Raw genomic sequence first — 18,842 nt, forward strand, 5'->3', positions numbered from 1 at the left:
GGGTGGGGGTGTCTCGCTGGCGCAGGCGACGAGCAAGGCGGCGAGGCTGAACAGGGCAAACGGACGCAATGACATGGGGCGATCCTCGGGACAATGTCTGGATTTTCCCCATAGCCACCGGTGAATGCAAAGGAAAGCGGTGCCGCCCCTGTGCGCTTGGCACCGGGCCGGGTGGATGCGCTACCATGCGGGCTTTCTCGCCTGGCTTTTCCGACCATGCACTGCCCCTTCTGCTCCGCCAACGACACCAAAGTCATCGATTCGCGTCTGGTCGCCGAGGGCGAGCAGGTGCGTCGCCGCCGTGAATGCCTGGCCTGTGGCGAGCGCTTCACCACCTTCGAGACTGCCGAACTGGTGATGCCACGTCTGATCAAGCAGGACGGCAGCCGTCAGCCCTTCGATGAAGAGAAACTGCGGGCCGGCATGCAGCGCGCCCTGGAAAAGCGTCCGGTGAGCATCGAGCGGCTGGAGGCGGCCATCGCCCATATCAAGCACCGCTTGCGTGCCACCGGTGAGCGCGAGATCAAGTCGCTGGTGCTCGGCGAGCTGGTGATGACCGAGCTGCAGAAACTCGACGAAGTGGCCTATATCCGCTTCGCTTCGGTGTACCGGCGCTTCCAGGATCTCAACGAATTCCGCGAGGAAATAGACCGTCTTTCCCGCGAGCCCAATCAGGACTGAGATGAGCACCAGCGATCAGGCATTCATGGCTCGCGCCCTCGAGCTGGCGCGCAAAGGGCTGTATTCCACCCACCCCAATCCCCGTGTCGGTTGTGTGATCGTGCGCGACGGCAAGATCGTCGGCGAAGGCTGGCACGCCAAGGCTGGCGAGCCCCATGCCGAGGTCTATGCGCTACGCCAGGCTGGCGACAAGGCGCGCGGTGCCACGGCCTACGTCACTCTCGAACCCTGCAGTCACCACGGGCGCACGCCGCCCTGTGCCGATGCTCTGGTTGACGCGGGTGTCACCCGAGTGGTCGCGGCCATGCAGGATCCCAATCCTCAGGTGGCCGGCAGGGGCCTGCTGAGGCTGATGAACGCCGGAGTCTCGGTACAAGGCAGCGTGCTGGAGAGCGAGGCGCGGGCGCTGAACGCCGGCTTCGTCAAACGCATGGAAAAGGGCCTGCCGCTGGTGCGGGTCAAACTGGCCATGAGCCTGGACGGACGCACTGCGATGGCCAGCGGTGAGAGCCAGTGGATCACCGGGTCGGCGGCGCGCGCTGCCGTGCAGCGTCTGCGGGCGCGTTCCAGCGTGGTGCTGAGCGGCGCCGATACGCTGCTGGCCGACTCGGCCCGTTTGACGGTACGCCCCGACGAACTGGGCCTCGGCGCCGAACTTACGGCGCTGGCTCAGGCGCGTCCGCCGTTGCGGGTGCTGGTCGACGGGCGTTTGCGCGTGCCGCTGAGCGCGCCGTTCTTCCAGGCTGGCCCGGCGCTGGTAGCGACCTGTGCGGCGGCGTCATCGCGGGATCGCTACCTCGATGATGGTCACGAGCTGCTGGCGATGCCCGGCAGCAACGGGCATGTCGATCTGCGCAAACTGCTGCTGGAGCTGGCTGAGCGAGGCGCCAATGAGGTGCTGGTCGAGGCGGGCCCCAAGCTGGCTGGCGCTTTCGCCCGGCTGGGGCTGGTCGATGAGTACCAATTGTTCGTCGCGCCGAAGTTTCTCGGTTCCAGCGCCAGGCCACTGCTCGATCTGCCTCTGGCGCGGATGGCCGAGGCCCAGCCGTTGAAGATCATCGACATGCGTGCCGTTGGCGACGATTGGCGAATCATCGCCGTGCCTGACTCCGCCAATTGAGGAGGCCGCTGGTGCACGCCCTCCGTGCACCGCCGTGGCAACTGTGGTAAAACGCCTGTCGGCCGCACCGCGCGGCCACAACGTTCTCAGGGCGGGGTGCGATTCCCCACCGGCGGTAATGGCGCGCAATGCACCTAGCCCGCGAGCGCCCGGTACGGCACCAGCCGCCCGGGGTCCAGCAGATCCGGTGTGATTCCGGAGCCGACGGTATAGTCCGGATGAAGAGAGAGCGGGATTGCCCGACAAGGCAGCCTTTTCGGCCGCCGCATGTCCGTACTGTCCCTATCGATCCAAGCTGCCCTGTTTTAACCATAAACAGGAGTTGAACATGTCCATTGCTTCTCAAGTGCGCCGGGTTGCCTTCGTGCAAGCCTGCTGGCACCGCGAAATCGTCGATCAGTCCCGCAATGCCTTCCTCGAAGAAATGCAGCGCCAGGGCTATGCCGCGAGCGAGATCGACTGCTTCGAAGTCGGCGGCGCCTTCGAAATTCCCCTGCATGCCAAACGGCTGGCCAAGAGCGGTCGCTACGCCGGCATCGTCGCTGCCGGGCTGGTGGTCGATGGAGGTATCTACCGCCACGAGTTCGTCGCCCAGGCGGTGATCGAGGGCCTGATGCAGGTGCAACTGGAAACCGACGTTCCGGTGTTCTCGGCGGTACTCACGCCCCATCATTTCCATGCCGGTGAAGAGCACCAGACCTTCTTCCGCGAGCACTTCCTGGTCAAGGGCGCCGAAGCCGCGCGCACTTGTGCCGATACGCTGCGCAAGCTCAAAGAACTGCCGGTCTGACGAGGAGCACTTATGTTCACCGGAATCATCGCATCCATCGGCAGCATCGCCGCGATCACCCCCAAGGGCGGTGACGTGCGCGTCTACGTCAAGACCGCCAAGCTCGACCTGGGTGATGTGGCCCTGGGTGACAGCATCGCGGTCAACGGCGTGTGCCTGACCGCGGTCGAGTTGCCGGGCGACGGCTTCTGGGCCGACGTCAGCCGCGAAACCCTGGCTCGCACCGCCTTCATCGATCTCAAGAGCGGCAGCCGGGTCAACCTGGAAAAGGCGCTGACGCCGACCACTCGTCTTGGCGGCCACCTGGTCAGCGGCCATGTCGATGGCGTCGGCGAAATCGTCTCCCGTGAGGAGAACGCCCGCGCCATACAGTTCAAGGTGCGCGCCCCGCGCGAACTGGCCAAGTACATCGCCCACAAGGGCTCGATCACCGTCGACGGCACCAGCCTCACGGTGAATGCCGTGGATGGTGCCGAGTTCGAGCTGACCATCGTGCCGCATACCCTGGCCGAAACCATCATGGCCGACTACCGCCCCGGGCGTCGGGTCAATCTCGAGGTCGACCTGCTGGCCCGTTACCTGGAGCGCCTGCTGCTCGGTGACAAGGCCGCCGAGCCCAGTGGCTCCGGGCTCACCGAAGGATTTCTCGCCGAACACGGCTACCTGAAGAATTAAGGACACCGCCACCATGGCACTCAACAGTATCGAAGAGTTGGTCGAGGACATTCGCGCCGGCAAGATGGTCATCCTCATGGATGACGAAGACCGCGAGAACGAAGGCGACCTGATCGTCGCCTCGGAATGCGTGACCGCCGAGCACATCAATTTCATGGCTCGCTTCGCCCGCGGCCTGATTTGCATGCCGATGACCCGCGAGCGTTGCGAGACGCTCAAGCTGCCGCTGATGGCGCCGCGTAACGGCTCCGGTTTCGGCACCAAGTTCACCGTTTCCATCGAGGCTGCAGAAGGGGTCACTACCGGCATCTCCGCCGCCGACCGCGCCCGTACCGTACAGGCTGCCGCCGCCAAGCATGCGGTTGCTGAAGATATCGTCAGCCCCGGCCACATCTTCCCGCTGATGGCTCAGCCCGGCGGCGTGCTGGCTCGCGCCGGTCACACCGAAGCAGCGTGCGACCTGGCGCGTATGGGCGGTTTTGAAGCGAGCGGCGTGATCTGCGAGATCATGAACGACGACGGCACCATGGCTCGTCGCCCGGAGCTGGAAGTATTCGCCGAGCAGCATGGCATCAAGATCGGCACCATCGCCGACCTGATCCACTATCGGCTGATTCACGAGCGCACGGTTACGCGTATTGCCGAGCAGCCGCTGGACAGCGAAGTCGGCCAGTTCAATCTGGTGACCTTTCGCGATTCGGTGGAAGGCGACGTGCACATGGCTCTGACCCTGGGCACCATCTGCCCGGAAGAGCCGACCCTGGTGCGCGTGCACAACATGGATCCGATGCGCGACCTGCTGATGGTGCGCCAGCCTGGCCGCTGGAGCCTGCGCGCGGCGATGACCGAAGTCGCCAATGCCGGTAGCGGCGTGGTGCTGCTGCTCGGCCACTCGCTGGACGGCGACGAAGTGCTGGCGCATATCCGCGAGGCGGACGGTGCAGCCAGCAAGGCGCCAAGCACCTACAGCACGGTCGGCGCCGGTTCGCAGATACTGCGTGACCTCGGCGTGCGCAAGATGCGCCTGATGAGCGCGCCGATGAAGTTCAACGCGATATCCGGTTTCGATCTGGAAGTTGTAGAATACCTGCCCCCGAAATAAGGGGCAGCCGCTGCCAGGCCGAATAGGCTGGCGCATGGCAACGATTGCGATGAGCCCGAGCGGCCATCGTCTATATTTTCAGGGCCTGCCACGGCGCGCCCTGGCTCTTTAAAAGACATGTGAGAACTCGCTATGACAGTGAAGACCATCGAAGGTAATTTCATCGCCGCCAAGGGTCGCTACGCCCTGGTGGTCGGCCGCTTCAACAGCTTCGTGGTCGAGAGCCTGGTCAGCGGCGCCATCGATGCGCTGGTTCGCCACGGCGTCAGCGAAAGCGACATCACCATCATCCGTGCGCCCGGTGCGTTCGAAATTCCCCTGGTAGCGCAGAAGGTCGCCCAGCGTAGCGAGTACGATGCGATCATCGCCCTTGGCGCGGTGATTCGTGGCGGTACCCCTCACTTCGAATACGTGGCGGGCGAGTGCACCAAGGGCCTGTCCCAGGTGTCCATGGAGTTCGGCGTACCGGTCGCTTTCGGTGTGCTGACCGTCGATTCCATCGAGCAGGCCATCGAGCGTTCCGGTACCAAGGCCGGCAACAAGGGTGCCGAAGCTGCCCTGTCCGCTCTGGAAATGGTCAGCCTGCTGGCGCAGTTGGAGGCCAAGTGAGCCAGAACGACAACAAGCCAGTCAAAAAGGGCCCGAGCGCCAAGGTACTGGCTCGCCGTCAGGCGCGCACGCTGGCCATGCAGGCGCTGTACTCCTGGCATATCGCCGGTCAGGCGATCAATGAGATCGAAGCCCAGTTCCGCGTCGACAACGACTTCAGTGCGGTCGATGGCGCTTACTTCCACGAGATCCTGCACGGTGTGCCGCGTCAGAAGAGCGAGATCGACAGCGCGTTCGAGCCGTTGCTCGATCGCCCGCTGGACGAGATCGACCCGGTCGAGCTGTCTATCCTGCGTCTGTCCACCTACGAGCTGCGTAACCGCATCGACGTGCCTTACCGCGTGGTGATCAACGAAGGTATCGAGCTGGCCAAGGTGTTCGGCGCTACCGACGGGCACAAGTTCGTCAACGGCGTGCTGGACAAGCTGGCGCCGAAACTGCGTGCCGACGAAGTCCGCGACTTCAACAAGCGCTGAGTGCCTTGGGCGAGTTCGAGCTGATCCGCCATTACTTCTCTGCCGCCGCCTGTGCGCAGGCGGCCGATGGTGTGGCGCTGGGGATTGGCGACGACTGCGCCCTGCTGGAAGTGCCCGCCGGTGAACAACTGGCGGTGTCCACCGACACCCTGGTCGCTGGCGTGCACTTTCCCGCGGAGGCTGCTGGCCGATTACTCGGCCAGCGCGCGCTGGCCGTCTCGGTCAGTGACCTGGCCGCCATGGGCGCGACACCTCTGGCCTTCACCCTGGCGCTGACCCTCCCCGAGGTTTCCCCTGACTGGCTGGCCGATCTCACGGCCGGGCTGGAAAGCATGGCGCGCCAGTGCGGGGTGCGTCTGGTCGGTGGCGATACCACCCGCGGGCCATTGAGCCTGACCCTGACCGTGTTCGGCCGTGTGCCCAAAGGCCTGGCGCTGACCCGGGCCGGGGCGCGTGTCGGCGACCTGCTGTGTGTCGGCGGTTCGCTTGGCGATGCGGCGGGTGCCTTGCCCTTCGTGTTGGGCGAGCGGGAAGGGCAGGAGGGTGCCGACCAGTTGCTGGCGCACTACTGGTCACCACCACCGCAACTGGCGCTCGGCCAGGCCTTGCGTGGGCTGGCCACGGCGGCGCTGGATGTCTCCGACGGCCTGCTCGCCGACTGCGGGCATATCGCCAGGGCGTCCGGCGTGGCGCTGGTCGTCGAGCGAGAGCGTGTGCCCGTGTCCGCGGCCTTGCACGCCTGCGCTGGCGACGAAACGGCACGCCAGCTGGCGCTTGGTGGTGGCGATGATTACGTGCTTGCCTTTACCCTGCCTGCCGAGAAGCTGGACGCGCTGCGCGCCATGGGGCAGCCTGTGCACGTGATCGGTCGGGTCGAGGCCGGACAGGGCGTCCACCTGCAGGACGCCGAGGGCCGGGCCATCAAGCCGCTGTACGCTGGCTACCAACATTTCGGATCGCAACGTGACTGATCATTCCAAGCAAGTCCCCGCCGAGTTCGTGCCACCCTCCGTGTGGCGCAATCCCTGGCATTTCCTGGCCTTTGGTTTCGGTTCCGGAACCCTGCCGAAAGCGCCAGGTACCTGGGGATCGATGGTCGCGGTGCCGTTCATTCCGCTGTGGCAGATGTTGCCGGACTGGGGCTACTGGCTGATGCTGGGCGTCACCATGCTGTTTGGCGTCTGGCTGTGCGGCAAGGTGGCGGAGGATCTGCGCGTACACGACCACGAAGGTATCGTCTGGGACGAAATGGTCGGCATGTGGATCACCCTGTGGCTGGTGCCGGAAGGGTGGGGTTGGGTGCTGGTGGGCTTCCTGATGTTCCGCTTTTTCGACATCCTCAAGCCATGGCCGATTCGCTGGATCGACCGGCACGTGCACGGCGGTTTCGGCATCATGCTCGACGATGTGCTGGCCGGGGTGTTCGCCTGGCTGGGCATGCAGGTGCTGGTGTGGGGCTGGAGCAACGGCCTGGCGGCCAACCTGGGCTTCGCCTAATCCTGGAGGTGCGATGATTCGCGGTTTCTGGCTGGCCCTACTGTTGTCGTTCACCGCCTGCGCCCAGGCGAGCAACGACCTGCCCGCGAATATCCGCATGGCCAGCGATGTCTGGGTCGATCGCATCAATGCCGACGGAACGGGGCTGTCCTGGGATGTGCTGCGCCTGGTATTCGAGCCCGCCGGTGTCAAGTTGGACATGCAGATCGTGCCCTACACCCGATCCGTCGGGCTGGTGAAGCGCGGCGAGGCGGATGCCTGGGTGGCCTCCTACCAGGATGAAGTCAGCGGCGGTGTGGTGTATCCGACCTGGCACTACGACTCGGATCTGATCAGCGCTCTGAGCCTGGCCTCCAAACCCCAGCCGGATCAGCAGGCGCTCGCCAGCTCCCGCCTGGTATGGATGCGCGGTTACGAGTACCAGCGCTACATCCCTGGCCTCACCCACTACAACGAATTACTGCGCCGTGGCGGCATCCTGCCGATGCTCGACTACGACCATGCCGACTATTACATCGATGCCCAGCCGGAGGTGCAGGAAGTGCTCGCGGGTGCTTCCGACACGTCGAAATACCGGGTCACCGATCTGATCCGTCTGCCGTTGTACATTGGCTTCGCCGACACTTCGCGCGGCCGGGCTCTGGCGAAACTCTACGACCAACGTATGGCCGAACTCGTTGAACAGGACGCCCTGCGCCCGGTCTTCGAGCGCTGGGGCCAGCACTACCCCTTCGATTAGGCGAGAGAGGCAGGGATGCATCGATTGATCTGTGGCATGGCCGGCCTGTTGGCGGCGCAACTCACCCTGGCCGCGCCTCAAGTGCAGGTCGTCGGTTTGTTTCCAGGCGCTGCGGTGCTTTCCGTCGATGGCCAGCGCAAGTTGGTGCGCGTTGGCCAGAGCGGGCCAGGTGGCGTGCAGGTGGTGAGTGCCGACAGCCGCAGCGCCGTGCTGCGAGTCGACGGCGTGGAGCGCAGCTACAGCCTCAGCCGTGAATACAACGCCAGCGGTTTCGTCGAACCGCAGAAGCAGACCCTGAGCATCGCCCGCAGCAACGGTGGCCATTACTGGGCCGAGGGCTCGATCAATGGCCGGTCGCAGCAGTTTCTGGTGGATACCGGTGCTACCTCGGTCGCTCTCAACGAAAACCAGGCCCGCCGCCTTGGCATCGACTACCGCACCAGCGGCCAGCCAATCCAGGTCAGTACCGCCAGCGGCACCGCCCGTGGCTGGCGCGTTACCCTGGACAAGGTCAGCGTCGGCGCGCTGCAGGTACTCGGTGTCGAGGCGGTGGTGCTGGAGGGCGCGTCACCGAGCGAGGCGCTGCTCGGCATGAGCTTTCTCAATCGGGTCGGCTGGCGGGTGGAGAACAACCTGCTGGTGTTGGAGTCCCACCTCTAGGGTGCTGGCGACACGCATGACGCAAGCACCCGCATGGCGCTCAGTGGTGATCGTCGGCAGCAACTCGTGGCACGTCGCGGTATAACCGGCGAACCAGTGGCCCGATGGACAATCCCTGCAGCAGGATCGACGTGAGCACGACGATGTAGGTCAGACTCAGTAGCAGATCACGCTCCTCGCCCAGCGGTAGCGACAGCGCCAGGGCCACCGACACGCCACCGCGCAAGCCGCCCCAGGTGAGGATGCGGATCGCCCCGTGGGACACCTGCTGGCGCCCGCCAGCGCTGCGGCGCATGATCAGAATGGCCGGTGCCACCGTCAGCAGGCGCGCCACCAGTACCGCGCCGCCGAGCACGAAGGCGGCGATGATGTGCAGCCAGGAAAACGGCAGGAGCAGCAGTTCCAGGCCGATCAGGGCGAACAGCAGGGCATTGAGGATTTCGTCGATCAATTCCCAGAAACCGTCCACGTAGCGGCGCGATTCGTCCGACATCGCGTGCTTGCGCCCCAGGTTGCCGATGATCAGGCCGGCCACCACCATGGCGATCGGCCCGGAGACGTGCAGCCGCGAAGCCAGTGCCGCGCCGCCGAACACCAGCGCCAGGGTGAGCATCACTTCGACCTGGTACTGGTCGATGCTGCGCAACATCAGCAGCACCCCGTAGCCCAGCGCAGCGCCGAACAGCAGCCCGCCGACGGCCTCGTGGATGAACAACCAACTCACTGCGCCCAGCGTCGGCGTGCTGCCCAGTTGCAGGATACCGAGCAGGATGGTGAACACCACGACCGCAGTGCCGTCATTGAACAGCGATTCGCCAACGATGGTGGTAGCCAGCGGCTTCGGTGCGCCCGACGATTTGAGGATGCCCATCACCGCGATCGGGTCGGTCGGCGAGATCAGGGCGCCGAACAGCAGGCAATAGATGAAGTCCACGTGCCAGCCGAACAGGGCAAAGATGGTGTAGGCCAGGGCGCCGATCACGCTGGTGGCGATCAGTACGCCGACGGTCGCCAGCAGGCCGATGGGCCATTTGTAGCTGCGCAGGTCGCTCAAATCCACGTGCAGGGCACCGGCGAACAGCAGCGCTGGCAGGAACCAGGTCATGAGGATGTCGGAGAAATCGATGCGGCGGATGATTTCCTGCGCCTCGAGCTCGATCAGCGGGTAGCCGAGCTGACTCAGTCCCTGGACGATCAGGGAAAACACCAGAGCAGTGGCCATGACACCGATGGTTGGAGGCAGGCGGATGAAGCGGTAGTTGACGTAGGTGAGCAAGGTCGTGAGAACGATAAAGGCGGCGACTAGATCGAGCACAAGGTCTCCTTTGAAAACTGGGCTTCGCCATCCCGGCGAGCACCACGGAGCCCTGATGATACCGGGCTTGTAACAACATGTGTGGAATTGGAGCGCATTCGACACATGGCACAAGGATGGCAAAAGGATTGAACCAGGCGCTGCCCTGCATGGTCGAGTAGCCATGGGCCGGAAGGCTGCGAGTCTCTGCCACAGGGCATTTGGGCAATCTGCGGTATTTTCCACTTCCGGCATTCGATGGCCTGGCGCACAGCGCGATTGGCCAGTTCGGCGAGCATGAGGTTCGTCGTCGGTTGGAGTCGAAACATGCTGAAAACCCTTGGCAAGGTGCTACTGGGCGCTGTGGCGCTGGCGGCGGTAGCGGCCTTGCTGATCCACTGGATCGGTTCCGAGGTGCTCGAACAGCATCGCGAAGATCTGTTTTTCTACCTGCAAGCGCACCTGTATCTGGTGTTCATGTCGATGTTCGCGGCACTGGCGGTTGGTATTCCGGCCGGCATCCTGCTCAGCCGGCCGGGCCGTGAACGCAGCGCCGAGCGATTCATGCAGGTATTCAACGTCGGCAATACCGTGCCGCCCCTGGCGGTTCTGGCCATTGCCCTGTCCATCGTCGGTATCGGCAATGGCCCGGCGATCCTGGCGCTGTTTCTCGCCTCGCTGTTGCCCATCGTGCGCAATACCTATGAGGGCCTGCGCAACGTACCCGGCTCGTTGACAGAGGCTGCCACCGGCATCGGCATGACGCCGCGCCAGGTGCTCTGGCAAGTGGAGTTACCCAATGCGGTGCCGATCATCATCGGCGGCGTGCGCGTCGCCCTGGCACTGAACGTCGGCACCGCACCCCTGGCCTTTCTGATCGGCGCCAACAGCCTGGGCAGCCTGATCTTCCCTGCCATCGCCTTGGAGAATCAGCCGCTGCTGATCCTCGGTGCCGCCGCCACGGCGTTGCTGGCGCTGGTACTCGATGGCCTGGTGGCACTGGTCAGTCGCTTCTGGTTCGAGCGAGGCCTGGCCCGCTAATGGAGACCTTGATGAAGTCATTTGTTCTCGGCCTCGGCTTGTTGCTGGCCGCCACCGGCCAGGCGGCGGACATTCGTATCGGCGCCAAGGTGTTCACCGAGCAGGCCATCCTCTCCGAGATGACCGCCCAATACCTGCGTGTTCACGGTTATCAGCCGCGTATCGTCGGCAACCTGGGCAGCACCATCGCCTGGAATGGCATGAAGAGCGGCCAGCTGGATCTGACCTGGGAATACACCGGCACCTCGCTGGTGGCCTACAACAAGATCACCGAACGCCTCGACAAGGAAGCCGCCTATGAGCGCGTCAAGGAGCTGGATGCCAGGAGCGGTGCCATGTGGCTGGCCCCCACCCGGTTCAACAACACCTACGCCCTGGCGCTGCCGGAAAACGTCGCCGAGGAGTACCCGGACATCAAGAGCATCAGCGATCTGGCCGAAGCGCTGAAGTCGCCTGGCAAGGGCAATCGCCTGCTGGCGCTGGATATCGAGTTCGCCAACCGTTCGGACGGTCTGGCGGGGCTGGTCAAGGAATACGGTCTGAAGTTTTCCCGCAACGAGATCCGCCAGATGGATCCCGGCCTGGTTTACACCGCCCTGAGCAATGGCCAGGTATTCGTCGGCCTGGTGTACACCACCGATGGTCGCCTGGAGTCCTTCGGCCTGCGCCTGCTGGACGATGACAGGGGCTACTTTCCTGACTACACCGCCGCGCCGGTGGTCAATGCCGATTACCTGAAGGCGCATCCCGATTTGCCCGAACTGCTCAAGCCCCTGGCCGAGCGCCTCGACGATGCCACCATGCGCCGCCTCAATGCCCGTGTGGATGTCGACCGCGAGACGCCCGCTGCGGTGGCTGCCGATTTCCTTCGCGAACAGAAACTGATCGAGGGGGATCGCTGAGATGGATTTCATGACCGCTTTCCAACACATCGATTGGGCGCAAGTCGTCGGCCTGACCCTTGAGCACATCGCCCTGGTCGGCATCGCCGTGGGCCTGGCCATCGTCATCGGCGTGCCACTGGGCATTCTGATGACGCGCTTCCCCTGGCTCGCCGGGCCATTGCAGGGCGCCGCCACCGTGGTGCTGACGCTGCCGGCCATCGCCCTGTTTGGCCTGTTGCTGCCGTTCTATTCGCAGTTCGGCCAGGGCCTCGGGCCGCTGCCGGCCGTCACCGCCGTGTTCCTCTATTCGCTGCTGCCGATCCTGCGCAATACCTACCTGGCCTTGAACAGCGTCGAACCCGGCATCCGCGAGGCGGGCACCGGCATCGGCATGAGTTTCTGGCAGCGCTTGCGCATGGTCGATCTGCCCATTGCCGTGCCGGTGATCCTGGCCGGTGTGCGCACCGCCGTGGTGATGAACATCGGCGTGATGACCATCGCCGCCACCATCGGTGCCGGCGGCCTCGGCGTGCTGATTCTCACGGCCATCAGTCGCAGCGACATGGCCACCCTGTTCGTCGGCGCGGTGCTGGTCAGCCTGCTCGCCATCGTCGCCGACCTGTTTTTGCAGTGGCTGCAGAAAACGCTCACTCCCCGTGGCCTGAAAGCACTGAGGACTTGAACATGATTGAACTCGACAAGCTCACCAAGAAATTCCAGCAGAAGGGCAAGGATGTCGTAGCCGTCAGCGAGGTCAGCCTGACCGTCGACGAAGGACAGATATGCGTGTTCCTCGGCCCCTCTGGTTGCGGCAAGAGCACCACGCTGAAAATGATCAACCGCTTGATCGAACCGACCTCCGGGCGTGTACTGATCAACGGCGAAGACACCACCGGCATCGACGAAGTGACCCTGCGTCGCAACATTGGTTACGTGATCCAGCAGATCGGCCTGTTCCCCAATATGACCATCGAGGAAAACATCACCGTGGTGCCCAAGCTGCTCGGCTGGGACAAGAAACGTTGCCACGAGCGCGCCCTGGAACTGATGAGCATGGTGCAGCTCGAGCCCAAGCAATACCTGGCGCGCTATCCGCGTGAGCTCTCCGGTGGGCAGCAGCAGCGCATCGGCGTTATCCGCGCCCTGGCTGCCGACGCGCCGGTACTGTTGATGGACGAGCCGTTCGGCGCGGTCGACCCGGTGAACCGCGATGCCATCCAGAACGAGTTCTTCCAGATGCAGCGGGCGCTGAACAAGACCGTGATCATGGTCAGCCACGACATCGACGAAGCCATCAAGCTGGGCGACAAGATCGCCATCTTCAAGGACGGCAAACTGCTGCAGTATGACCACCCCGATACCCTGCTGGCGCACCCGGCAGACGATTTCGTCAGCGGTTTCGTCGGCCAGGACAGTACCCTCAAGCGCCTGCTGCTGATTCGCGCCGAAGATGCCGCCGACGATGCGCCCTCGGTGCTGCAGGACACCCAGGTGGCCGACGCCGTGGAATTGATGGAAGAACATGACCGTCGTCATCTGGTGGTGACCGACGTCAACAAGAAGGGCCTCGGTTATATCCGTCGTCGCGATCTGCGCGGGCAGGCCGGCTCGGTACAGCCGTTCCTGCGCGCGTTCACCGCGACCGCGGCCTATGACGAGCACCTGCGCATCCTGCTGTCGCGTATGTACGAGTTCAACAGTTCCTGGTTGCCGGTGCTCAGCGCCGACAACGACTTCCTCGGCGAGGTCACCCAGGAATCCATCGCCGACTACCTCAGCTCCGGTCGCTCACGTGGCAAGAGCAGCATCGTCTCGCCAGCGGAGCAGGTGGCGGTTTGAGGTATGCAGGCAGAGGGGATGAGTGAATCCTCATCCCGTCTTTCGCGGCGGGCTCAGAACTTGGCCGTCAAGCCGAGGCGCAGGCCGTTGTCGGTGAAGTCCTCGCCGAAACGGCCGCTATAGCTCAGATCCACGGCGATATTCCGATTCAACTGCGTCTGAATACCGAGCTGGGCGACGGCGCTGTCGCGTTCCAGGGGCGTTCCCCGAATGCTGAATGCATCACCCGTCGTGAAGGCCAGGTGGCTGTCTGGCGTGTCGTTGCCGAATGCATGTTGCCAGCCCAGGCTGCCTTGCAGGCTGACAGGACTGCCGGCGAACTGACCGACGGGTAGCGCCGCATGAGCGCCCAGTGTCGAGTAGGTGATATCGCGTTTCTCGTTGCCTGCGCTGAGCGCACTATCGCCACCGCGCTCGCTGAACCCGTCACTTTTGACCTTGGCATGGGCGAGGCCGATGAACGGTTCCACCTGGAAGTCTGCGGCCGCAAGGCGATAGCCCAGCTCGGCGAATGCCTGGGTGGTGGTGGCGTCATAGCTGGCCTTGTTGCGCTCGCTGAAGGAACCGAAGTGCACATTGCGACGAGTATCGACGTCATGCCAGGAGTGACTGGCCCCGACGCGTAGTTTGACGGCATCCCACTGACCGCTGGCATACAGGGCAAGGGAGCGGGTGTCGACATCTGCCGAGCTGTCGCGGCCATCCTTGAGGTCACTGCTGCCAAGGCCGATGGCCGCGCCAATTCGCCAGGCATCGTCCAGCGCGATATCACCACCGAACAGGGTGCCACGGCTGTCATGATCGAGGGTGCTGGCGTTGCCGTCACCCTCGTTTTGGGCCCAGCCACCGTAGCCTTGTAGCCAGAATGTCACGCCATCGCCCTGGTTGAGTTGCCCGCTGCCCGGCAGCAGATGCTGGGCAGCCAGCAGTCGGGCATTGACGCCTTCACGCAGGTAGCGGCTGTCGTCGAGCAGGGCGCTCTGCAGGCTGGCGTGCAGTTCGCCGGAGAGGCTGTCGTAAGCGTCGCGGGCACCTTCCTCGCTGAGCGCGGTGATAGCTGTCGCCAGGCCCGAGGTCGGATCCAGGCTGCTCAAGGCACTGGCGGTAGCGGTCTGGTTGAAGGTGCGCGCGACACTGGCAAAGGCGGTGTCGTTGCGCAGCAGGGTGAGTTCCACCGTGTTGAGCGCGTAGTCGTAGGCGAGATCCGCATTCAGGAAGGCCAGGTTGCTGTTGACCGTGCCGAAGGTGCCGACGAGATTGCCCGCCTCGACGAGGTCGTAGCGGGTGCTGGCCGACCAGTCGCCGGCGCCGGCCAGGACGTTCAGGGTCGAGTCGCCGAGGGTCACGGTACCGGTGGCGACCAGCTTGTCGGCCGTGCCGTCGGGGTTGGCCTCGACTTCGAAGACGGCGGAGGGGGCGAAGCTGACATCGCCGTCCACCGTCAGGGTGCCGATGGAGTTGCCCGGGGCCAGGGTGGCGCCATCCGCGAGGTTGACGTTGCCGACGATGCTGCCATGGCCACCCAGTCGGGCCCCGTCCCAGACGTTGACATCGCTCGTCAGGCTGGCGCCACTGCCGGCGCTGCCGCCGATGGTCAGGCCGCCGGCCTGGACGCTGGTGTCGCCGGTATAGGTGTTGTTGCCGTCGAGGATCAGCGTGCCGGCTTCTGTCTTGACGATGCCGCCGTTGCCGACGATCCCCACGGCGATCTCCGCGCTGTCGGCCAGCACGCGGATCTCGCTGCTGCCGTCGGTGCGCAGCAGGCCGTCCAGACCCGGCGCGGAAACCAGGCTGTAGCCCTCGTTGACGAACTGCAGACCGGCGAAGGCCTGGGTGCCTTCGAGGGTAATGGTGCCGCCCTCGAAGCCGTTCGCATCCTTGAACACCGCATGATTGCCGGCCCAGGCGACGGGCAGTTGGCCGTCCTGGTTCAACCATTGTGCGCTGGCGCCGTTCCAGGTGCCGTCGCCGCCCTGCCAGTGCTGCAGCGTGGCGTCGCCGCTGGCGGCGACGAACAGGTCGACGTTGCCGTTGCCGGCCTGGATGGTGTAGAGCGCCGGCTCGGCCAGGTTGGTGCCGGGCGTGAGTCCGTTGTCGTCCAGCGCGCCGCCGTAGGTCATCAGCCGGTAGTAGCCGAGCCCGGCACCGCCAGCGTCGGAGAGATTCAGGGTACCATCGAGGCTCAAATCGCCACTCACGGCGACGCGGTCGCTGCTGCCGGGGAGCGTGGCGGTTCCGGGCACGCCCAATTGGTAGGCGAGGGTCGAGCCGGAGGCCAGGGTCAGGTCGCCGCCGATGCTTAGCGTGCCGACGCCAGCGGCTCCAGAGCCGGTACCTGGAGAGAGGGTGGCGCCGGAGGCGATCGTCACGTCGCCGCCGATCAGGCCATGGCCGCCGAGCAGGGCGCCGCCTTCGACCGTCACGTCGCCGCCCAGGCTGGCGGCGCTGCCGGCGCTGGCGCCGACGATCAGGCTGCCGGCCTGGACGCGGGTGCCGCTGGTAAAGGCGTTGCCGGCCGTCAGCAGGGTGAGGGTGCCGTCGCCCTGCTTGAACAACTGGCTGCCCGAGAGGGATCCGGCGGTCTGCTGGATAGCGGCGTCGCTGTCCAGGGTCAGCGCGCCGCTGGTGGTCACGCCCCCACCCAGGGTGATGCCGGCATCCGCGCTCACCGACAGGCTGGACAGCGCCGTGGTGCCACCGACCACACCATCGAACGTCGTCGTGCCGGCGGTTTGCACCATCAGCGCGTGGGCGCCGTCCACACTTGCGCCGAATGCGATGTCGCCACTGGCCGTGCTGGCCAGCGTCACGTCGCCGCCCAGCGTCACCGCATCGGTGTACGCCTGCGCGCCGCTGGTGGTCACGTCCGCCGCCAGCCCGATCTGGCTGGCGGCCACCGTCAGGCTGATCGCATTGACCGTGCCCAGGCTCAAGGTGTTGGCGTCGGCCAGCCTCACCGCGCCGCCAGCATCCACAGCCACAGTGCCGACGAAATCGTTGCTCGCGTTGACCAGAAGGATGTCGCCGGTGGTCGCCAATGCTGTGGCACCACCCACGTACCATGCCGCCGACTGGCTGATTCCGCCCGATGTCGTCGTGATCGACAGATCCCCATCCACCATCAGGGTCGAAGCGGCGCTGAAATTCTCCGCAGTCACCGCCAGGCTTGCCGCCTGCACCGTGCCCGCCAGTATGACATTACCGCCAGCGTCCAAGGCCAGGCTGCCGGTGCCGGCGATGGCGCCGGACAGGCTGAAGTCGGCGTCGGCGTTGAGCGTGCCGCCGGCCTCGCCGAGGGTCAGGTTGCGCGCCGAGGTGAAATCGGAGGTGGTTCGCAAGGTGCCGCCATCCAGGGTCAGGCCGCCGGAAGCGTTGCCCAGCGCCGCGTCGCTGGAAATGCTCAGGGTGCCGCCAGCGATGCTGGTGCCGCCGCTGTAGGTGTTGTTGCCGTCGAGGATCAGCGTGCCGTCGCCGCGCTTGTTCAGCACGCCGCTGCCACTGATGTCGCCAGCATAGGTGCCAGCCTGCGCCTGGTCGAATACCAGTATGGCGTCATTGACGATATCGCCGCTGCCGAAGCTGGCGGCGCTGCCGACCAGGGTGCCGGCGGCGATGGTGGTGCCGCCCGTGTAGGTGTTGGTGCCGGTCAGGGTCAGGCTGCCGCTGCCGACCTTGGTCAGGCTGCCGCCGGTGCCCAGGTCGAGGTCTTCCGGATAGAGATCCTGGATGGTTCCACTGATGATGTCGTCGTTGTCCAGCGCGCCGACGCTCAGGTTGGCAGCGCCGAGCACGATGGTGCCGCCGCCGCTCAGCGAGCCGAGTGCGATGCCGGTGCTGGCACTGCCGGCCAGGTTGAGCACGCCGGTTGCGTCGTTGATCACCGATGCGTTCGCGCCCTGGACGGCGATGTTGGTAAAACCGGTGACGGGGTCGCTGATGCGCCGGGCGCTCAAGGCCAGGCTTCCCGCGTTGTGCAAGGTGGCGCCGGCCAGATCGCTGCCGCTTGCGCTGAGGCCGCCGCCGGACTCGATGCTTATCGCCTGTTCATCCAGCGTAACGGTGGGCTCCAGCGTCACGTTGCCGCCATTCCCGATGATCAGGTCGTTGGAGAAAGTGCCGCCGCTGGGTGGGGACAGATCCAGCTGGCCCTTGTCGGCGACCGTCACCGTACCGGTGCCGAAGGCGTTGGAATTCGTTGCGAGGACATAAGTGAGCACGTCGCCACCGCCGATGCGGGTATCGCCGGTATAGATGTTGTCACCGCTGATCGAAAGTGTGCCGAAACCGTAGCCGCTGGGGTCGACACTGCTGGCCAGGGTCAGGTCGCCGCTGCCGGTCAGTGGCCCGTCGAGCCGCAGCGAGCCGCTATCGACGACGTCGATGCTCAGCCCCCCGCTGGTTATGCCCAGCGCGCCGCTCAGGATCCAGTTGCTGCCGGCGCTGGCTTGCAGCGTCGAGAAACCGGAGAAGCCGCTGTCCTCGGAACCGTTGCCGTCGAGGAGCAGGGCATTGCCGCTGCCGCTGGCGACGACATCGCCATCAAGGGTGGAACCGCTGCGCAGCTCCAGGATGTTGTCGTTGCCGTTTATCTCGATGGCGTTGGCGCGGGTGCTGCCGTCGCCGGAGAGGCCGCCGGCGATGCTGCCGGCGTTGACCAGGGTGGTGCCGCTGCTCTCGACCAGTACGCCGACGCCGCCCGCTGCGTGCGTCCCGCCACCCAGGCCGCTAACGCCGCCGCCGTTACCGCCGCTGATGCTGCCGGCGTTCTCCAGGCTGCCGCCATCGTTGATGAAGGTGATGCCGGTGCCGCCATTGCCGGCAGATTGATTGGACCTGATGGAATTACCGCCTCGTCCGCCGGCGATGACCCCGGTGAGCGCATTGACGACCGCCGTGCCGTTGACGCGCAGGCCGCTGCCGCCCAGGCCGCCATTGCGAGCATCGCCGGCGCCGCCCGTGATGGTGCCGGCATTGTCAACGGCGCCGCGGTTGGCCAGCACGCCGGCGGCCCCATTGCTGTAGCCAATACCGCCGCTGACGCCACCGCCGCCACTGACGGTACCCCCGACCTGGTTGTCGAGGATACCGCCGTTTACCAGAAAGACGCCCGCGCCACCATCTCCGGTATAAGCAGTGCTAGAACCGGGCTGGCCACCGGCGATGGCACCATTGTTATTGTTGTGGAGCACCCCACCCTCGACCAGCACCACGCCGACGCCACCACCACCACTACCACCGGTGGGGCTACTCCCGCCCGTGCCCCCGGTGATGCTGAACCCATGGGTAGAAAGAGTGGCGTCGGAGCTCGTCAGTACCAGACCGCCGCCACCGCCACTATTACCACTGCTGCTACCACCACCATTCCCCTCGATATCGCCGTTAAGGGACACTGTAGTGTCGTCACGGACATTACCGGAGGCGCCCGAACCACCCAC

General features: G+C 65.1%; 17 protein-coding genes and 1 riboswitch. Of the genes, 15 read left to right on the forward strand and 2 right to left on the reverse strand.

Annotated features, from left to right (window positions below; genetic code table 11):
- Positions 1 to 216: 216 nt before the first annotated feature.
- The 11 genes from nrdR to DNK06_RS24600 all read left to right on the forward strand — a co-directional run bounded on the left by nrdR (position 217) and on the right by DNK06_RS24600 (position 8,349).
- Complete coding sequence (nrdR, locus tag DNK06_RS24550) at positions 217 to 681, forward strand: transcriptional regulator NrdR (RefSeq protein WP_131182583.1); 465 nt, start codon at positions 217 to 219, stop codon at positions 679 to 681.
- A 1-nt stretch (position 682) separates the two neighbouring features.
- Positions 683 to 1,801 carry a bifunctional diaminohydroxyphosphoribosylaminopyrimidine deaminase/5-amino-6-(5-phosphoribosylamino)uracil reductase RibD gene (gene ribD / locus DNK06_RS24555; protein ID WP_131182584.1) on the forward strand — a complete coding sequence of 373 codons (1,119 nt, stop codon included), beginning with the start codon at positions 683 to 685 and terminating at the stop codon, positions 1,799 to 1,801.
- 78 nt (positions 1,802 to 1,879) lie between these two features.
- Positions 1,880 to 2,036, forward strand: a riboswitch (FMN riboswitch).
- Between the two features lie 93 nt (positions 2,037 to 2,129).
- Positions 2,130 to 2,591: a 6,7-dimethyl-8-ribityllumazine synthase gene (locus DNK06_RS24560; protein ID WP_131182585.1), complete on the forward strand. Its 462-nt coding sequence runs from the start codon at positions 2,130 to 2,132 to the stop codon at positions 2,589 to 2,591.
- Between the two features lie 12 nt (positions 2,592 to 2,603).
- Positions 2,604 to 3,266 carry a riboflavin synthase gene (locus DNK06_RS24565; protein WP_131182586.1) on the forward strand — a complete coding sequence of 221 codons (663 nt, stop codon included), beginning with the start codon at positions 2,604 to 2,606 and terminating at the stop codon, positions 3,264 to 3,266.
- A gap of 13 nt (positions 3,267 to 3,279) precedes the next feature.
- Positions 3,280 to 4,368 (forward strand): bifunctional 3,4-dihydroxy-2-butanone-4-phosphate synthase/GTP cyclohydrolase II, encoded by a 1,089-nt coding sequence (gene ribBA, locus DNK06_RS24570; RefSeq protein ID WP_131182587.1) that lies wholly within the window; start codon positions 3,280 to 3,282, stop codon positions 4,366 to 4,368.
- Between the two features lie 132 nt (positions 4,369 to 4,500).
- Complete coding sequence (gene ribH / locus DNK06_RS24575) at positions 4,501 to 4,977, forward strand: 6,7-dimethyl-8-ribityllumazine synthase (RefSeq protein ID WP_131182588.1); 477 nt, start codon at positions 4,501 to 4,503, stop codon at positions 4,975 to 4,977.
- Positions 4,974 to 5,453: a transcription antitermination factor NusB gene (nusB, locus tag DNK06_RS24580; RefSeq protein WP_131182589.1), complete on the forward strand. Its 480-nt coding sequence runs from the start codon at positions 4,974 to 4,976 to the stop codon at positions 5,451 to 5,453. The genes ribH and nusB overlap by 4 nt, the downstream gene beginning before the upstream one ends.
- A gap of 5 nt (positions 5,454 to 5,458) precedes the next feature.
- Positions 5,459 to 6,424 (forward strand): thiamine-phosphate kinase, encoded by a 966-nt coding sequence (thiL, locus tag DNK06_RS24585; protein WP_131182590.1) that lies wholly within the window; start codon positions 5,459 to 5,461, stop codon positions 6,422 to 6,424.
- Positions 6,417 to 6,950, forward strand: coding sequence for a phosphatidylglycerophosphatase A family protein (locus DNK06_RS24590; protein WP_131182591.1), 534 nt, complete (start codon positions 6,417 to 6,419; stop codon positions 6,948 to 6,950). Before thiL ends, DNK06_RS24590 begins: the two co-directional genes overlap by 8 nt.
- A 13-nt stretch (positions 6,951 to 6,963) precedes the next feature.
- Positions 6,964 to 7,689, forward strand: coding sequence for an ABC transporter substrate-binding protein (locus DNK06_RS24595; RefSeq protein WP_131182592.1), 726 nt, complete (start codon positions 6,964 to 6,966; stop codon positions 7,687 to 7,689).
- 15 nt (positions 7,690 to 7,704) lie between these two features.
- Complete coding sequence (locus tag DNK06_RS24600) at positions 7,705 to 8,349, forward strand: retropepsin-like aspartic protease family protein (RefSeq protein ID WP_131182593.1); 645 nt, start codon at positions 7,705 to 7,707, stop codon at positions 8,347 to 8,349.
- Positions 8,350 to 8,389: 40 nt separating this feature from the next.
- Here the strand turns inward: DNK06_RS24600 and DNK06_RS24605 are convergent, their stop codons facing one another.
- On the reverse strand, positions 8,390 to 9,664 hold the full coding sequence (locus tag DNK06_RS24605) for a cation:proton antiporter (RefSeq protein WP_131182594.1): 1,275 nt from the start codon (positions 9,662 to 9,664) through the stop codon (positions 8,390 to 8,392).
- A 306-nt stretch (positions 9,665 to 9,970) separates the two neighbouring features.
- Between DNK06_RS24605 and DNK06_RS24610 the strand changes: the two genes are divergently transcribed.
- The 4 genes from DNK06_RS24610 to DNK06_RS24625 are packed head-to-tail and all read left to right on the forward strand — an operon-like array spanning position 9,971 to position 13,407.
- A complete protein-coding gene (locus tag DNK06_RS24610) occupies positions 9,971 to 10,684 on the forward strand; it encodes an ABC transporter permease (protein WP_131182595.1) in 714 nt (237 codons plus the stop codon).
- A gap of 11 nt (positions 10,685 to 10,695) precedes the next feature.
- On the forward strand, positions 10,696 to 11,586 hold the full coding sequence (locus DNK06_RS24615) for a glycine betaine ABC transporter substrate-binding protein (RefSeq protein ID WP_131182596.1): 891 nt from the start codon (positions 10,696 to 10,698) through the stop codon (positions 11,584 to 11,586).
- A 1-nt stretch (position 11,587) separates the two neighbouring features.
- Positions 11,588 to 12,250 carry an ABC transporter permease gene (locus tag DNK06_RS24620; protein WP_131182597.1) on the forward strand — a complete coding sequence of 221 codons (663 nt, stop codon included), beginning with the start codon at positions 11,588 to 11,590 and terminating at the stop codon, positions 12,248 to 12,250.
- Between the two features lie 2 nt (positions 12,251 to 12,252).
- Positions 12,253 to 13,407, forward strand: a complete 1,155-nt coding sequence (locus DNK06_RS24625; RefSeq protein ID WP_131182598.1) for an ABC transporter ATP-binding protein — start codon at positions 12,253 to 12,255, stop codon at positions 13,405 to 13,407.
- Positions 13,408 to 13,460: 53 nt separating this feature from the next.
- Here the strand turns inward: DNK06_RS24625 and DNK06_RS24630 are convergent, their stop codons facing one another.
- Positions 13,461 to 18,797 carry an autotransporter domain-containing protein gene (locus DNK06_RS24630; RefSeq protein WP_131182599.1) on the reverse strand — a complete coding sequence of 1,779 codons (5,337 nt, stop codon included), beginning with the start codon at positions 18,795 to 18,797 and terminating at the stop codon, positions 13,461 to 13,463.
- Positions 18,798 to 18,842: the final 45 nt, after the last annotated feature.

Origin of the sequence: Phytopseudomonas daroniae (assembly GCF_004327285.1) — a bacterium.
Taxonomy (GTDB): Bacteria; Pseudomonadota; Gammaproteobacteria; order Pseudomonadales; family Pseudomonadaceae; genus Aquipseudomonas; species Aquipseudomonas daroniae.

Excerpts from the sequence above, each read along its gene's own strand:
- ribH (WP_131182588.1), top strand. The coding sequence starts at position 4,501 with ATGACAGTGAAGACCATCGAAGGTAATTTCATCGCCGCCAAGGGTCGC.
- ribBA (WP_131182587.1), top strand. The coding sequence starts at position 3,280 with ATGGCACTCAACAGTATCGAAGAGTTGGTCGAGGACATTCGCGCCGGC.
- ribD (WP_131182584.1), top strand. The coding sequence starts at position 683 with ATGAGCACCAGCGATCAGGCATTCATGGCTCGCGCCCTCGAGCTGGCG.
- DNK06_RS24560 (WP_131182585.1), top strand. The coding sequence starts at position 2,130 with ATGTCCATTGCTTCTCAAGTGCGCCGGGTTGCCTTCGTGCAAGCCTGC.
- DNK06_RS24615 (WP_131182596.1), top strand. The coding sequence starts at position 10,696 with ATGAAGTCATTTGTTCTCGGCCTCGGCTTGTTGCTGGCCGCCACCGGC.
- DNK06_RS24565 (WP_131182586.1), top strand. The coding sequence starts at position 2,604 with ATGTTCACCGGAATCATCGCATCCATCGGCAGCATCGCCGCGATCACC.
- DNK06_RS24595 (WP_131182592.1), top strand. The coding sequence starts at position 6,964 with ATGATTCGCGGTTTCTGGCTGGCCCTACTGTTGTCGTTCACCGCCTGC.
- nrdR (WP_131182583.1), top strand. The coding sequence starts at position 217 with ATGCACTGCCCCTTCTGCTCCGCCAACGACACCAAAGTCATCGATTCG.
- DNK06_RS24620 (WP_131182597.1), top strand. The coding sequence starts at position 11,588 with ATGGATTTCATGACCGCTTTCCAACACATCGATTGGGCGCAAGTCGTC.
- DNK06_RS24625 (WP_131182598.1), top strand. The coding sequence starts at position 12,253 with ATGATTGAACTCGACAAGCTCACCAAGAAATTCCAGCAGAAGGGCAAG.
- DNK06_RS24600 (WP_131182593.1), top strand. The coding sequence starts at position 7,705 with ATGCATCGATTGATCTGTGGCATGGCCGGCCTGTTGGCGGCGCAACTC.
- DNK06_RS24610 (WP_131182595.1), top strand. The coding sequence starts at position 9,971 with ATGCTGAAAACCCTTGGCAAGGTGCTACTGGGCGCTGTGGCGCTGGCG.